The following is a 15,019-nucleotide window of genomic DNA, read 5'->3' on the forward strand; positions in this document are numbered from 1 at the left end:
GAGGCAGTACGCAAGCCGCCGTTCGTACCGGAAGCAAAGGCCGTCCGCGCGATCGAACAGGGCCAGGCTCGACGAAAGCGCGGCATTCCACATCTATTGAATGGCACTGCTTATCAATATGTGCGGCAGGGTTGACCTGCTGCTCAGGCAAGTACGTGCCGTCAATCCAGAACAAGAGGATTGTGATGAAACCCGTAACCTGGGCTGTCATGGCCGTCGTTCTCGCGTTGACCGCATGCGGCGGCGACGACGTCTCGACGAAGAGCGATGCGTCGCAGTCGACGCCGACCCATCCCGGATCGCCTTCCGGACCCTCGTCGCCCGGCGGCGGCTCGAATGGCGGCCCGACGGGCGGGGGCACGTCGCAGCCGCAGGCCGGCTGGTCGGCGGCCGTCGCAGTGGACGGCAAGGGGCCGGAGGGCGACCCCAGCGTGACGATCGACGCGAGCGGCAATGCGCTCGCAACCTGGATGACCAACGGCCCGGCCGGCGCGAACGGCAATGAAATGTGGGGCGCGCGCTATATCCCGGGCTCGGGCTGGGGCAGCGCGACGCGGCTCGACACGAGCGACGGTTCGCATTCGATGAACAGCCTGACCGGCGTTCAGCCGCAACTGGTCGGCAACGCGAGCGGACAGGCGGTCGCGTTCTGGACCGAATGGACGCCGGGCCCCAACACGTACGCCCTGTGGGCGCGCCCGTACAGCCCGAATGGCGGATGGGGCACACCGGTCGCACTGGCGCCGGACATGGCCGGTTCGTCCTATACGGCCGGGATCGACAGCCAGGGCAACGCGCTCGTCGCATGGACGCAGTCGATCAGCCTGCTCGATACGCGCATCGCATGGACGCGCTATACGCCGGCGGGACAGTGGTCGCCGACGGCGTTGATCCAGATGCCGGTGCAGACCGGGCCGGGTGCGGTGACCGGCGATACCGACAACGTGAGGCCGATGATGTCGGTCCTGTCATCCGGCCGCGCGGTGCTCGCGTGGCGGCAGACCAACCATACGAAGTCGGCGCTGTGGACGGCCACGTACGACGCGACCAACGGCTGGACCGACGTCAACCAGGCCGTATCGAACACGAGCCTGTTTACGACGATCATCTCGCCGGTGGCCGGCATGGACGCGAAGGGCAACATCACGCTGCTCTGGGGGCAAATCGACGTGACGGGCGGGCAGATTCTCACGGCGACGATGTCGCAACGCTACGTATCCGGCACCGGGTGGCAGCCCGCACAGCCCGTGGCGCCGGCGATCGCGGAGCCGACAGGGTTCATCGCGACGCCGATGCTGACCGTCAACGAAAACGGCGTGGCCGCCGCGATGTGGGCGGAAGGGGGCGCCGTCCTGCAGGCGAGCGTGTCCGATGCCAGCGGCAACTGGGGGCCGCTGCAGCGGCTGACGGAACACCTGAACGGGGCGGCCGCGCAGTATCCGGCGCTGGTGGTCGACGCGGCGGGCAATGTGACGGCCGCATGGCAGGACACGGGCTTGCCGGGCGCGTCGGCCGTCATCGCGGCCAGCTATCGCAAAGGTGCGTGGAGCGCGTCGACGGTGGCGGCAGACAGTGCGTCATGGCCGGCACTGGCCGTCAACGCGACAGGGTCGATGGCGCTCGTCTGGCAATCGTATGTCGCGAGTATCGGCAGCCAGCTGCAGTCCAGTTTCTATACCCCGGGCTCGTGATCGCGTTGCGCGGAAAACCGAAGGAGAATCGATGAAGAAGACCTTGCATTGCACCGCACGGACCGCGCTGGGCGCCGCGGTTGCCGGCCTCGTGCTGTCCGCGTGCGGCACGACGCAGATGAACATGACCGACGTGCAGACGTCGACCGCGAAGACGCTCGGCCTCGCGTCGTCGGACGAAATCACGATCGCCAACGTGCAGTACGGGAAGAAGAACGGGCTCGGCGGCCAGCAGGTGAGTTACGACGCGACCACCGGCAAGGGGCGGCGGTTCACCTGCAACGTGTTCATGATTCCCGGCCTCACGCCGATCGACCGGCCGACGTACAACGACTGGGAATGCCATCCGCGCCGCTGACGCGTCGCGCCGAAGGCAGCGATGCCCGCCGCCGCATGTCGATCGACGGCGCGGCGGGCGATCCGGCGAATCCGCTGTCCGGCGCCGCATTTTGGTCCGATAATCGGCGAACCGATTCATCCTTCCCGTCGGCTCGAATAAGAACTGCCATGGATCAAGCGGATGCCATCCCCGTTTTCAAGTTTCGTACCACCGACTATCCGGTGCCGGACCGGTTCCACGTATGGGTCAAGGACATGCTCTGCGACTACCGGCTGGACGACATCGGCGGCTACGGCACGTTCGACGCGGAAGCGACCGGTGCGGCGCTCGGCCCGCTGATCTTTTCGGGACGGCGCTGGCGCTCGCGCGCGCCGACCTACACGGTGCACCGGACGCCCCGGCGGATCCGGCTCGACGGCCAGGATTCGATCCGCTTCACGCTGCTGCTGGGCGGGCATCTCACGTGCCGCACCGGCGGGCCGGAGCTGATCAAGCGCGCGGGCGACCTGTTCGTCTACGACGTCGCGCAGGTCAACGACTGCCGGGTCGAGGCCGGCGACGTGATCAGCCTGGTGGTGCCGCGCCATCTGCTGCCGGCCCATGCGGCGAACGCGCACGGGCAGACGCTGTCGAGCGGTGTCGGGCGGCTGCTGGGCGACCAGATGCTGTCGCTGTTCCGCAATCTGCCGGACCTGCGCACGCACGAGGTGCCGAGCATCGTGCAATCGTTGCTGCTGCTTCTGGCCGCGGCGGTCGCGCCGGGCGCGCAGGCATTCGACGACGCGCGCGGCCCGATCGACAACGCGCTGGTCGAGCGCGCGCGGCGCTATATCGACGCGCACCTGCTGGAACCCGACCTCACGCCCGACCGGATCTGCCGGGACATCGGCGTGTCGAGGGCGCGGCTCTATCAGCTGTTCGGGGAAGAGGGCGGCGTGATGCGGCAGATCACGCGCAGACGGTTGCGCCACGCGTACCACGTGCTCGGCGATCCGACGCGCCGACATCAGCGCATCGCGGAAATCGCATGGGCGCACGGCTTTCCGGACGAAAAATACTTCCATCGGCTGTTCAAGGCGGAGTTCGGCCATACGCCGAAGGAAACGCTCGCATGCGCGGCGGCGCCGGTCCTGCTGCCGGTCGGCGCGGACGGGGACAATCGCTGGGGCGACGGCGGGCGGCTGACGGGGTGGACGCTGCCGTTCGGGGTGCTCAACAACTGAGCCGACGGCGCGTGGCATGGCGATTCAACGCGCAAGCCGGTCCGCCCGGATGCGCGCGTCACGCATCGTTCGCGGCGCTGTCACCCATCTCATCCATATCGCCCTCGATCGCGGCCATCAGGTCGTCGATGCCTACCATCAGCGCCCGTACCTGCCGCAGCGATTCGTACTGATGCAGCACCGCGCGCCATGACGGCAGTTCCAGCAGCGCGTTCCAGACGGCGCACAGGCCGTGCGGATCGGCATCCGTGCGCTGCGCCAGCGCGCTCGCGTAGTCGAGGCTTGCCGGCGCCGACAGCAGCTGCATCCGGCTCGCGGCCCCCAGGAGGCGTGGCGTCGGGTCGGCCGATGCATCGCAGCAGTACAGTACCTCGTGCTGCAATGCCGCGTCGTCGGTCGTCAGCGCGCGCAGCGATGCGCCGTGCAGGCGCACCGCGCCTTCGCGCGTGTCGAACGCATAGACGGTGTCCGGATCGGCTTGCGCGAGCAGGCTCAGGCCGCGCAGCAGGCGCGGCAGATCGGTCGTCGCGGCATCCGCGGACGCCTTCGCCTCGACGAGGAAGCGGACGTGCCACGCGGCCGACGGATCGTCGCCGCGCGCGCGCTCGAGCAGCACCGCATCCCACTCGGTTTTCGCGCGGTCGTGCTTGGCCGGAATCGATGCCGGCACGCGCATCGACGTGACCACGCGATATGTGCGATGCGCATCGCTCGCATCGAGTTGCTCGGCCAATGCGTCGAGCGCCTGCGCGGCCAGCGCTTCGACGGCCGCACCGCGCTGTTGCGACGTGACGCCCTGCGCAACGGCGAGCGCGCTGCCTTCGAGCGGCCCCTGGCGTCCCCATAGCGTGCGGTACCGCTGGACATCGGGGTCCGGCGACAGGGCGTCGAGACGCTGCAGCCGCGCGAGCGCGGGGCTGTCCTTCAGTTTGACGATGTCCTGTTCGAACGCGGTGTCGGCCGCCATCTCCGGTTGCGCGAGCAGGTGCCGCAGCGTGGCATCGAGATCGTTCCACGACGCGCTGGCCGCGGCCGCGTGCAGCCGCGCGAGCGGCTCGCGTTGCCACGCCTGCGCATGCCGTTCGAGCCGGGCCGGATGCGCGATCGTGTTGACGGCCGAGCGCAGCGTGCGCCGATCCTGTTCGGCATGCGCGGCGAGCGACGCGTATTCGCGCACGGTCGCCGCGCCATGCCGCAGCACCGCCGCCTGGAACGCGGGGTCGCCCGATTGTGCGTCCATCGCGTCGCCGATCATGCGCGCGAGCGCGTCGACGAAACGGCGCTGCAATGCCGGGTCGGGTGCTCGGCCGTCCGCTTGCATCCGGCGCGCTTCCTCGATCACGATCGCGATGACGGTGGCCGGGTTCGCGGCGTCGGTCAGCGACGACGCGCGCACGAGCGGCGGCAGCCGGTAGCGGCGCTCGACGGTGCGCAGGACATCATCCAGCAGGGCGGGCAAGGGTGTCGGCGGCATGGCGAATGACGGAAATGAACGCGGCTTCGCGCGTGTGACGGCGATGTGCAACGGTATCACGCCGGGTCGGCAGAGGCAGGGCCGGGCGCCGCGCGTTCGCCGGGATTCGCGCGCGGGCCGCCCTGCCGCCGAGCCTCAGGCCGTCAGCGTCACCGACAGGCTGCCGAGCTCGCCGAAGCGCACGGTCAGCGCATCGCCGAGCGGCACGTCGATCGCGCCCGCATACGAGCCGGTCGTCACGATCTGGCCGGCGCGCGCGCCGTCGCCGCGCGATGCGAGGAAATTCACCAGCCACACGAGCGGCTTGAGCGGATCGCCATCCGGATGGCGGCCGTCGATCGTGCGGTTCAGCGCGCCCTCGAACGACAGCGCGAGCGTCTCGAGCGGCACGTTCAGCCCGTCGGGCACGACGGGGCCCACGCACAGCCCCTGGTTGAACTGCCCGTCGGCGAGCAGCTCGAACTTCGACGCGCGCGCAGGCTCCGCATAGCGGCAACCCAATACCTCGAGCACGACGCGCACTTCGCGGATCGCGCCGCGCACGTCGTTCTCGTCGTACGGCTGCGCACGGGCGGGCAGGTCGCGATCGAGCACGAACGCGATTTCCGGCTCGATCCGCACGATCGGGCCGCCGACGACGCGGTACGGCGCATCGGCTTCGCGGATCGTCGACGCGAAGATCGGCGCGACGATCACGCGGTCGGGCGGCGGCAGTGCGCATTTCCATCCGCCGATGGTTTCGCCGAGCAGGTCGGCGACGCGATGCTGGATCGCGAGCGCGGTGTCGGCGTTCTCTGGGCGGAAGGCGTCGGGCAGCAGCGGGCCGGGTACGCCGGCATGGCGGGCGGCGACGAGATGCTGGGCGGCGCCGTCCACGCGTTCGGTAGTCGTTGTCATGTCGGTTGAGCGAGTTGAAAGTGAGCCGGAAAAAAGGGGCCGGACGAAGGTCGCAAATCTGATGATAGCGCCTTCGGCGGCATGGCCGCTCGATTGCACGGCTCGGCCGCCCATCCGGTACCCCGGTTTCTCCGCGTGGCGCTTTGCCGCACGGCGCGCTTTCGGTGAATCTTGATCGCCGTCAACCTTCGAACCGGCCGCCGGCCGATGATGGGACATGGCCGTGCGCTACCGCGCGCGGCAACTCACCCCAGCGAGGTTCGCATGTACAAGAAGATCATGGTGGCCGTCGACGGCAGCGCTTCGTCGAAACAGGCGCTTGCCGAGGCGTTGAAGGTGGCGAAGGCGGGCGACACGCACGTCAGCGTCGTGTACGTGGTCGACAAGTCGGTGCTGTTCACGTACGCGGGCCGTTTCGACCCGCACGCGCTCATGGAGGAAATCCGCGACGAAGGGCGCAAGGTGCTGCGTGAAGCCGAACAGGTGATCGCGCAAGCCGGCGCGAAAGGCGAGGGCGAGCTCGTCGAAACCGAGAGCATCGGCGAGGACGTCGCGGAACGCCTGCAGCGTTATGTGAAGGAACACGCGATCGATCTTGCGGTGGTCGGCACGCACGGGCGGCGCGGGATCCGGCGCGTGGTGCTCGGAAGTGTTGCCGAGCGCTTCGTGCGCGGCTCGAAGTGTCCGGTGCTGCTGATTCGCGGCGGCGACGCCGACGTGTCGGCTTCCGCCGCGGCGGCCTGACGCGGCCGGCACGCGATGATACGTCGCCAGTACCGGATCGTCGTCGCGGCGATCGCCGTGTTCGTGTCGCTCGCCGGGATGATGGCTGTCGTGACCGGGCTGCTGTTCGACGACACGGTCGCGCTGCGCGGCGGCGCGATCGCGTTGATCGTCGGCGTGGCCGGTTTCGTCGTGATGCTCAACCCGGGGCCGAAGGGCGAGGGTTGACGCGGGCAAGCCGCCTGTCTTCTTGACGCGGCGCGTACGGGCGCCCGGCGGTGTCCCGTGATTGCTGCCCGCCGCGCGTGGCGGGCCGGTTGCCTGTTACGCGTTGCGCGTGACGTGCCGGTCGTGCCGGACGCCGACGCACCCGCATCGTCGGGCTTTGCCTGCACGTCCAGCCGTTTCAACGTTTCCTCCAGCTCGACGCTCGTCGGCTGAATTCTCCGCGCCTGCGCGAACGCAGCGCGCTTCATCCTGGCGGCCCGGCTTCCACAGTACGTCGCCCTTGTGCGTCAGGGCAGGTCGCCCACGCCTCATGCGTGTCGCGGTCGTCGTCTTTCGCGAAGATCGCGATCGAGCGGTCGACAGGTATGCGCGTTCCACGTCCAGCGCGTCCAGCACGTCCAGCACGTCCAGCACGTCCAGCACGTCCAGCGCGTACGCGACGCAGCCGATGGCGGCGGCAATGCATGCGGTGAAAAAGCGTGATGTCACGAAAATGCGGTTCTTATATGTGAAGGTGTGATCGACCGACGGCCGGTAAACCATCGAATGCGTTGCGCAGTCTTTTATAAACAGCGTGCTGCGGGCCGGCGATTCCCCGATGGGGATCGCCGTTCATTCAATGCCGTTCGATGCGGATTGCACCCGACCGATCCACGGGGAAGCGGATGGGCAGGTGCAGCGAAACTGCCCGCCAGCCGCATGACAGACGGCGCCGCGCAATCCGCCCCCATTTCAAGGGCGTTGCGCACGGATGAACGATATCGTGATTTGTATCAAGCCGTGATATGTCGGTTCGCCAGACAATGGGTTCGACCACGGTGAGAAGGATGGAGCGGCCAAAATCCAATCGTCCTTTACAACCGGTATTTCACCTCCTTAAATAATCAGGGTCTGCCAAAAGACCGGAAAAACGAGATCCCCATGAGCCATTTCCTGGATAGATTGCGTTATTTCTCCACAACAAGGCCAACATTCTCCGACGGACACGGCGCCGTCACCGACGAGGACCGAAAATGGGAAGACGGCTATCGGCTGCGCTGGCAGCACGACAAGATCGTCCGCTCGACCCACGGGGTGAACTGCACGGGTTCATGCTCGTGGAAGGTCTACGTGAAAGGCGGGATCGTCACGTGGGAAACCCAGCAGACCGACTATCCGCGCACGCGCCCGGACATGCCGAACCACGAGCCGCGCGGCTGCTCGCGCGGCGCGTCGTACTCCTGGTATCTGTATAGCGCGAACCGTCTCAAGCATCCGATGGTGCGCAGCGCGCTGGTGAAGCTGTGGCGCGAACGCCGGCGCACGCTCGCGCCCGTCGATGCATGGCGCTCGATCGTCGAGGACGACGACGCGCGGCGTTCGTACCAGAGCCGGCGCGGGCTCGGCGGCTTCGTGCGCGCGAGCTGGGACGAGGTCAACGAGATCGTTGCGGCCGCAAACGTCTACACGGTCGAGCAGTACGGCCCCGATCGCGTGGTCGGCTTCTCGCCGATCCCGGCGATGTCGATGGTGTCGTATGCGGCAGGTTCGCGCTACCTGTCGCTGATCGGCGGCGTGTGCCTGAGCTTCTACGACTGGTACTGCGACCTGCCGCCCGCGTCGCCGCAGACCTGGGGCGAGCAGACCGACGTGCCGGAATCGGCCGACTGGTACAACTCGACGTTCATCATGATGTGGGGCTCCAATGTCCCGCAGACCCGCACGCCCGACGCGCACTTCCTCGTCGAGGCGCGCTATCGCGGCACCAAGGTCGTGTCGGTGTTCCCCGACTACTCGGAAGGCGCGAAGTTCGGCGACCTGTGGCTGCATCCGAAGCAGGGCACCGACGCGGCGCTCGCGCTCGCGATGGGTCACGTGATCCTCAAGGAATTTCACCTGGCCGGGAAGAGCGACTACTTCGTCGACTACTGCAAGCGCTACACCGACATGCCGTGCCTCGTGCGCCTGGTGCCGCACGGCGACGGCTATGTGCCCGAGCGCCTCGTGCGCGCGTCTGACTTCGACGATGCGCTCGACGAGGCCGCGCATCCGGACTGGAAGACCGTGGTGATCGACGACGCGACCGGCGAATTCGTCGTGCCGGTCGGTTCGGTGGGCTTCCGCTGGGGACAGCAGGCCAAGGACGGATCGAGCGACAAGGGCAAGTGGAACCTGCGCGGCGAGACGTCGAAGGGCGCGGCGCTGTCGCCGCGGCTGTCCTGCACGGCCGGGCACGACGATGTGGTCGACGTGCTGTTCCCGTACTTCGGCAACCAGCCGCACGCGCACTTCAACTCGACGAGCCACGGTTCCGAGCTGTCGCGCCGGATCGGCGTGCGGCGCGTCGCGACGCGCGACGGCGAGATGCTGGTCGCGACCGTCTACGACCTGTTCGTCGCGAACTACGGGCTCGACCAGGGGCTCGGCGGGCGCGACGTGGCCGCGAGCTACGACGACGATCTGCCGTACACGCCGGCGTGGCAGGAAGCGATCACCGGCGTGAAGCGCGCGGACGTGATCTCGGTCGCGCGGCAGTTCGCGGAGAACGCGCACAAGACCCAGGGCAAGTCGATGGTGATCATCGGCGCGGGGATCAACCACTGGTTCCACATGGACATGTCGTACCGCGCGATCATCAACATGCTGATCATGTGCGGCTGCGTCGGCAAGCCGGGCGGCGGCTGGTCGCATTACGTGGGCCAGGAGAAGCTGCGTCCGCAAACGGGCTGGACCGCACTCGCGTTCGCGCTCGACTGGAACCGTCCGCCGCGGCACATGAATGCGACGTCGTTCTTCTACGCGCACACCGACCAGTGGCGCTACGACACGATGGACCCGAGCGCGCTGCTGTCGCCGCTCGCGGACAAGACGCAATTTCACGGCTCGCCGATCGACTACAACGTGCGTGCGGAACGGATGGGCTGGCTGCCGTCCGCGCCGCAGCTCGCGGTGAACCCGCTGAAGGTCGGCGCGAGCCTCGGCGATCCGGCGCAGGCCGGCGTGGATGTCGCGCGGCAGCTGAAGGCCGGCATGCTGCAGATGGCGTGCGAGGACCCGGACGCATCCGGCAACTTCCCGCGCAACCTGTTCGTGTGGCGCTCGAACCTGCTCGGCTCGTCGGGCAAGGGCCACGAGTATTTCCTGAAGCACCTGCTCGGCACGACCAACGGCGTGCAGGGCGACGATCTCGGCGCGACGGGCGGCGCCCGCCCCGAGGAAGTGAAGTGGCACGACGAAGCGCCGCGCGGCAAGCTCGACCTGCTCGTCACGCTCGACTTCCGGATGTCGACCACCTGCATGTATTCGGACGTCGTGCTGCCGACCGCGACGTGGTACGAGAAGGACGACATGAACACGTCCGACATGCACCCGTTCATCCATCCGCTGTCGGCGGCGGTCGATCCCGCGTGGGAATCGAAGAGCGACTGGGAGATTTTCAAGGGGATCGCGAAGCGCTTCTCCGAGCTGTGCGACGGGCATCTCGGCGTCGAACGCGACGTTGTGCTCGCGCCGATCGCGCACGATACGCCGGGAGAGCTCGCGCAGCCGTTCGACGTGCAGGACTGGAAGCGCGGCGACTGCGAGCCGGTGCCGGGCCGCACGATGCCGGCCGTAATCGCGGTCGAGCGCGACTACCCCAACACCTACGCGCGCTTCACGTCGCTCGGCCCGCTGATGGACAAGCTCGGCAACGCGGGCAAGGGCATCGGCTGGGATACGAAGGACGAAGTCAAGCTGCTCGGCCAGCTCAACTACACGGTTGCCGACGGTGCCGCGCAAGGGCGCCCGCGCATCGACACCGCGCTCGACGCGGCCGAGGTGATCCTCGCGCTCGCGCCCGAGACCAACGGCGAAGTCGCGGTGAAGGCATGGCGGGCGCTGTCCGGCATCACCGGTATCGATCACACGCACCTGGCCGTCGCGCGCGAGGACGAGAAGATCCGTTTCCGCGACATCCAGGCGCAGCCGCGCAAGATCATCTCGTCGCCGACGTGGAGCGGGATCGAGTCCGAGCACGTGTCGTACAACGCCGGCTACGTGAACGTGCACGAGCTGGTGCCGTGGCGCACGCTCACGGGCCGTCAGCAGCTGTACCAGGACCATCCGTGGATGCGCGCGTTCGGCGAATCGCTGTGCGCGTACAAGCCGCCGATCGACACGGGCAGCTACGCGCACATGGTCGGCAAGCGCTCGAACGGCAATCCCGAGCGCGTGCTGAACTTCCTGACGCCGCACCAGAAGTGGGGGATCCACAGCACGTACACGGACAACCTGCTGATGCTGACGCTGTCGCGCGGCGGCCCGATCGTGTGGATGTCGGAGGACGACGCGAAGGCGATCGGCGCGGTCGATAACGACTGGATCGAGTGCTACAACTCGAACGGCGCGTTGTGCGCGCGGGCGGTGGTGAGCCAGCGGATCCCGTCCGGGATGGTGATGATGTACCACGCGCAGGAGAAGATCGTGAACACGCCGGGCTCCGAGATCACCGGCACGCGCGGCGGCATTCACAACTCGGTCACGCGCATCGCGCTGAAGCCGACCCACATGATCGGCGGCTATGCGCAGCTGTCGTACGGCTTCAACTACTACGGCACGGTCGGCTCGAATCGCGATGAGTTCCTGATCGTGCGGAAGATGAACAAGATCGACTGGCTCGACGGAGAAGAAACCGCGGTCGACCCCACCACGCAACACGCGGTTCGCGCTGGAGAAACGTCATGAAAATACGTGCACAGATCGCGATGGTGCTGAACCTCGACAAGTGCATCGGGTGCCATACCTGCTCGGTGACCTGCAAGAACGTGTGGACCAGCCGCGAAGGGATGGAATACGCGTGGTTCAACAACGTCGAGACCAAGCCGGGCATCGGCTATCCGAAGGACTGGGAGAACCAGGACCGCTGGCGCGGCGGCTGGCAGCGGCGTGCGGACGGCCGGATCGAGCCGCGCCTGGGCGGCAAGTGGCGGCTGCTCGCGCAGATTTTCGCGAACCCGCACCTGCCCGAGATCGACGATTACTACGAGCCGTTCACATTCGACTACGCGCACTTGCAGGAAGCCGGCAACACGCGCGCGATGCCGGTTGCGCGGCCGCGCTCGCTGATCAGCGGCCAGCGTCTCGAGAAGATCGAGTGGGGCCCGAACTGGGAGGAAATCCTCGGCGGCGAGTTCGAGAAGCGCGCGAAGGACTACAACTTCGAGTCGGTGCAGAAGGAGATCTACGGGCAGTTCGAGAACACCTTCATGATGTACCTGCCGCGCCTCTGCGAGCACTGCCTGAATCCGGCGTGCGTCGCGTCGTGCCCGTCGGGCTCGATCTACAAGCGCGAGGAAGACGGCATCGTGCTGATCGACCAGGACAAGTGCCGCGGCTGGCGCATGTGCGTGTCGGGATGCCCGTACAAGAAGATCTACTACAACTGGCAGAGCGGCAAGGCGGAGAAGTGCATCTTCTGCTATCCGCGCATCGAGGCCGGCCAGCCGACCGTGTGTTCGGAAACCTGCGTGGGCCGCATCCGCTACCTCGGCGTGCTGCTGTACGACGCCGACCGGATCAGCGAGGCCGCGAGCGCGGAGAACGAGAAGGACCTGTACGAAGCGCAGCTGTCGCTGTTCCTCGATCCCGAGGATCCGGCGGTGATCGCGCAGGCCGAGCGCGATGGCGTGCCGGCTGCCTGGATCGACGCCGCGCGGCGCTCGCCGACCTACAAGATGGCGATCGACTGGAAGATCGCGTTTCCGCTGCATCCGGAATACCGGACGCTGCCGATGGTCTGGTATGTGCCGCCGCTGTCGCCGATCAACGCGGCCGCGAACAGCGGCGATCTCGGAATGAACGGCTACCTGCCGGACGTCGAATCGCTGCGCATTCCGCTGCGCTACCTGGCGAACCTGCTGACGGCCGGCGACGAGGCGCCCGTGAAGCTCGCGCTCGAACGGTTGCTCGCGATGCGCGCGTTCATGCGCGCGCGTCACGTCGACGGCATCGATGCGCGCGGCGTGCTCGACCAGGTCGGGCTGTCGCTCGCGCAGGTCGAGGAGATGTACCGCTATCTCGCGATCGCGAACTACGAGGATCGTTTCGTGATCCCGACGACGCATCGCGAGTATGCGGAGAACGCGTACGACCTGCGTGCGTCGTGCGGTTTCTCGTTCGGCAACGGCTGTTCCGACGGCCGTTCCGAGGGCAGCCTGTTCAGCCCGAAGAAGGGCGCGAAAACCATTCCGATCCACGAGGCGTCCCGATGAGTACCGCACCCGATCCGACCTATGCGGCGTTCGCGACGCTGCTCGACTATCCCGACGATTCGCTCGTCGACGTGCTCGACTCGATCGAAGCCCACCTGCGCGAACGCGCGCGCGTGCCGAAGGCGGTGCGCGCGGGCCTCGACACGTTCTTCGCCTACGTGCGCGAGCGCGACCTGCTGACGCTGCAGGAGAACTACGTCGCGCTGTTCGATCGCGGCCGCGCGACGTCGCTGCACCTGTTCGAACACGTGCACGGCGAATCGCGCGACCGCGGGCAGGCGATGGTCGACCTGCTGCAGATGTACGAGCGGCATGGGCTGGCGCTGAACCCGGGCGAGCTGCCCGACTACCTGCCCGTGTTCCTCGAATACCTGTCGCGGCTGCCGGCGCCCGATGCGCGCAACCTGCTCGGCGAGACCGGCGAGATCCTGCGCGCGCTGGCCGGCCAGCTCGCGCAGCGCGGCAGCCATTACAGCTTCGTCGTCGGCGCGCTGCTGCCGATGGCCGGCGTCGCGCCGGTCGACGCACCGGCGGACGCGGACGACGACGTGGCCGCCGAGCGGCCGAGTGCCGACGACTACCGCGCGCTCGACGCGTCGTATGCGGACGAAGCCGTGCGCTTCGTCGGCGCAACGACGCCGGCCGAGCAGACGGTGCGGTTCCACGACAAGCGGCCGGCCCGCGGCGCGTAAGCGCGGGCCCAACTGGGGAAAGACATGAACGCTTACTTGCATCAGTTCCTGTTCGGGATCTACCCGTACATCTGCCTCGCGGTGCTGCTGGTCGGCAGCCTGATCCGCTTCGATCGCGAGCAATACACGTGGAAAAGCGATTCGTCGCAGCTGCTGCGCCACGGGATGCTGCGGCTCGGCAGCAACCTGTTTCACTGGGGCGTGCTGGTCGTCGTGCTCGGCCACTTCGGCGGCTTTCTTGCGCCGCACTGGCTCGTGTCGCCGTTCCTGTCGGCGTCCGGGCACCAGCTCGTCGCGATGGTCGCGGGCGGTGCGGCCGGCGTCGCGGCGATCATCGGGCTGACGATCCTGATCTGGCGCCGCCTCGGTGACCCGCGCATCCGCAAGAACAGCCGCAAGTCCGACATCCTGATCGTGCTGATGCTGTGGGTGCAGCTCGCGCTCGGGCTCGGCACCGTCGTGCTGTCGACGCGCCACATGGACGGCGTGATGTTCGAGCAGCTCACCGACTACGTGAAGGGCGTCGTCACGTTCCGGCCGGACATCGCGAGCCTGCTGGTCGGCGTGCCGCTGACGTACCGGCTGCACATCCTGCTCGGCTTCACGATCTTCCTCGTGTCGCCGTTCACGCGGATGGTGCATATCTGGAGCGGCATCGCATCGGTCGCGTACCTGATCCGCCCGTACCAGCTCGTGCGCAAGCGCTGAGGAGGCCGCATGAACGACGTTCTCTCCGAAGTCGCGCCGGCGCCGCTGACGATCAACGGCGTCGCGATCGACGACGCGGCCATCGCGGCCGAAGCCGAACATCATGGCGATGCGCGCGATCCACTCGATGCGGCGCGGCACGCGCTCGCGGTGCGCGAGCTGCTGCGGCAGCGTGCGGTGTCGCTCGCGCTGATCGACGAAGGCGCGCCGCTCGACGATGCCGCGGTCGACGCGTTGCTCGAGCGCGAACTGACGCACGTGCCCGAGCCGGATCGCGCCGATTGCGAGCGCTACTACGCGCAGCATCCGGCGCGCTTTCGCCGCAACGACATCGTCTATGCGAGCCACGTGCTGTTCGCGGTGACCGACCGCGTGCCGCTCGCGCCGCTGCGGCAGCGCGCGGAACGCGCGCTCGCCGACGTGGTCGCCGCGCCCGATACGTTCGAAGCGCTCGCGCGCGCATCGTCGAACTGCCCGTCGGCGCAAGTCGGCGGCAGCCTCGGGCAGCTGCTGCGCGGCGACACCGTGCCGGAATTCGAGGCCGCGCTGTTCGAGTCGGACGGGCTCGGCGTGCTGCCGAAACTCGTCAATACACGTTTCGGCTTTCACATCGTGCGCATCGAGCGCCGCGTGCCGGGCGACGCGGTGCCGTTCGACGAAGCCGCCGGCCAGATCGCCGCGTACCTGTCGGAACGCGTGCGGCAGCGGGCGATGCGGCAGTACGTGGCGATACTCGCGGGCGGCGCGCGCGTCGAAGGTGTGACCTTCGACGGCGCGAACGGGCCGCTGGTCCAATGAAACGAGGTTTGGCTC

13 protein-coding genes are annotated in these 15,019 nt (G+C 67.7%); 10 read left to right on the forward strand and 3 right to left on the reverse strand.

The annotated features are described in order from the left end of the window. Nucleotides 1-185: 185 nt before the first annotated feature. The 3 genes from AC1Z3W_RS15745 (at nt 186) to AC1Z3W_RS15755 (ending at nt 3,254) form a co-directional block, all read left to right on the forward strand. On the forward strand, nt 186-1,691 hold the full coding sequence (locus AC1Z3W_RS15745) for a hypothetical protein (RefSeq protein WP_483507944.1): 1,506 nt from the start codon (nt 186-188) through the stop codon (nt 1,689-1,691). Between the two features lie 31 nt (nt 1,692-1,722). Beyond that, entirely contained in the window at nt 1,723-2,049 is a 327-nt protein-coding gene (locus AC1Z3W_RS15750; RefSeq protein ID WP_057927728.1) for a hypothetical protein, read from the forward strand. A 149-nt stretch (nt 2,050-2,198) separates the two neighbouring features. Next, complete coding sequence (locus AC1Z3W_RS15755; protein WP_057927729.1) at nt 2,199-3,254, forward strand: helix-turn-helix domain-containing protein; 1,056 nt, start codon at nt 2,199-2,201, stop codon at nt 3,252-3,254. Between the two features lie 58 nt (nt 3,255-3,312). On the opposite strand, the gene AC1Z3W_RS15760 is transcribed toward AC1Z3W_RS15755, so the two are convergent. Both AC1Z3W_RS15760 and AC1Z3W_RS15765 read right to left on the reverse strand, forming a co-directional pair. After that, complete coding sequence (locus tag AC1Z3W_RS15760) at nt 3,313-4,728, reverse strand: hypothetical protein (RefSeq protein WP_057927730.1); 1,416 nt, start codon at nt 4,726-4,728, stop codon at nt 3,313-3,315. A gap of 135 nt (nt 4,729-4,863) precedes the next feature. Beyond that, nucleotides 4,864-5,625, reverse strand: a complete 762-nt coding sequence (locus AC1Z3W_RS15765) for a 2-keto-4-pentenoate hydratase (RefSeq protein ID WP_124834930.1) — start codon at nt 5,623-5,625, stop codon at nt 4,864-4,866. Between the two features lie 264 nt (nt 5,626-5,889). On the opposite strand from AC1Z3W_RS15765, the gene AC1Z3W_RS15770 reads away from it, so the two are divergent. Both AC1Z3W_RS15770 and AC1Z3W_RS15775 read left to right on the forward strand, forming a co-directional pair. Beyond that, nucleotides 5,890-6,369: a universal stress protein gene (locus tag AC1Z3W_RS15770; protein ID WP_483507945.1), complete on the forward strand. Its 480-nt coding sequence runs from the start codon at nt 5,890-5,892 to the stop codon at nt 6,367-6,369. Nucleotides 6,370-6,384: 15 nt separating this feature from the next. Next, on the forward strand, nt 6,385-6,576 hold the full coding sequence (locus AC1Z3W_RS15775; RefSeq protein WP_057927733.1) for a DUF2964 family protein: 192 nt from the start codon (nt 6,385-6,387) through the stop codon (nt 6,574-6,576). Nucleotides 6,577-6,672: 96 nt separating this feature from the next. Here AC1Z3W_RS15775 and AC1Z3W_RS15780 read toward each other — a convergent pair whose 3' ends face one another. Continuing rightward, nucleotides 6,673-7,119: a hypothetical protein gene (locus AC1Z3W_RS15780; protein ID WP_483507946.1), complete on the reverse strand. Its 447-nt coding sequence runs from the start codon at nt 7,117-7,119 to the stop codon at nt 6,673-6,675. Nucleotides 7,120-7,497: 378 nt separating this feature from the next. On the opposite strand from AC1Z3W_RS15780, the gene AC1Z3W_RS15785 reads away from it, so the two are divergent. Genes AC1Z3W_RS15785 through AC1Z3W_RS15805 form a run of 5 tightly spaced genes read left to right on the forward strand, consistent with a single transcriptional unit; the run spans nt 7,498 to nt 15,004 of the window. Further along, nucleotides 7,498-11,280, forward strand: coding sequence for a nitrate reductase subunit alpha (locus tag AC1Z3W_RS15785; RefSeq protein ID WP_483507947.1), 3,783 nt, complete (start codon nt 7,498-7,500; stop codon nt 11,278-11,280). Beyond that, the gene (narH, locus tag AC1Z3W_RS15790; protein WP_057927736.1) at nt 11,277-12,806 is read left to right on the forward strand and encodes a nitrate reductase subunit beta; all 1,530 of its coding nucleotides are present in this window, start codon (nt 11,277-11,279) and stop codon (nt 12,804-12,806) included. Before AC1Z3W_RS15785 ends, narH begins: the two co-directional genes overlap by 4 nt. Beyond that, nucleotides 12,803-13,498: a nitrate reductase molybdenum cofactor assembly chaperone gene (gene narJ / locus AC1Z3W_RS15795; RefSeq protein WP_483507949.1), complete on the forward strand. Its 696-nt coding sequence runs from the start codon at nt 12,803-12,805 to the stop codon at nt 13,496-13,498. The genes narH and narJ overlap by 4 nt, the downstream gene beginning before the upstream one ends. 24 nt (nt 13,499-13,522) lie before the next feature. Continuing rightward, a complete protein-coding gene (gene narI, locus AC1Z3W_RS15800) occupies nt 13,523-14,206 on the forward strand; it encodes a respiratory nitrate reductase subunit gamma (protein WP_057927738.1) in 684 nt (227 codons plus the stop codon). A 9-nt stretch (nt 14,207-14,215) separates the two neighbouring features. After that, on the forward strand, nt 14,216-15,004 hold the full coding sequence (locus AC1Z3W_RS15805) for a peptidylprolyl isomerase (RefSeq protein WP_483507950.1): 789 nt from the start codon (nt 14,216-14,218) through the stop codon (nt 15,002-15,004). Nucleotides 15,005-15,019: the final 15 nt, after the last annotated feature.

It is taken from the genome of Burkholderia sp. 10_S31 (assembly GCF_056930375.1).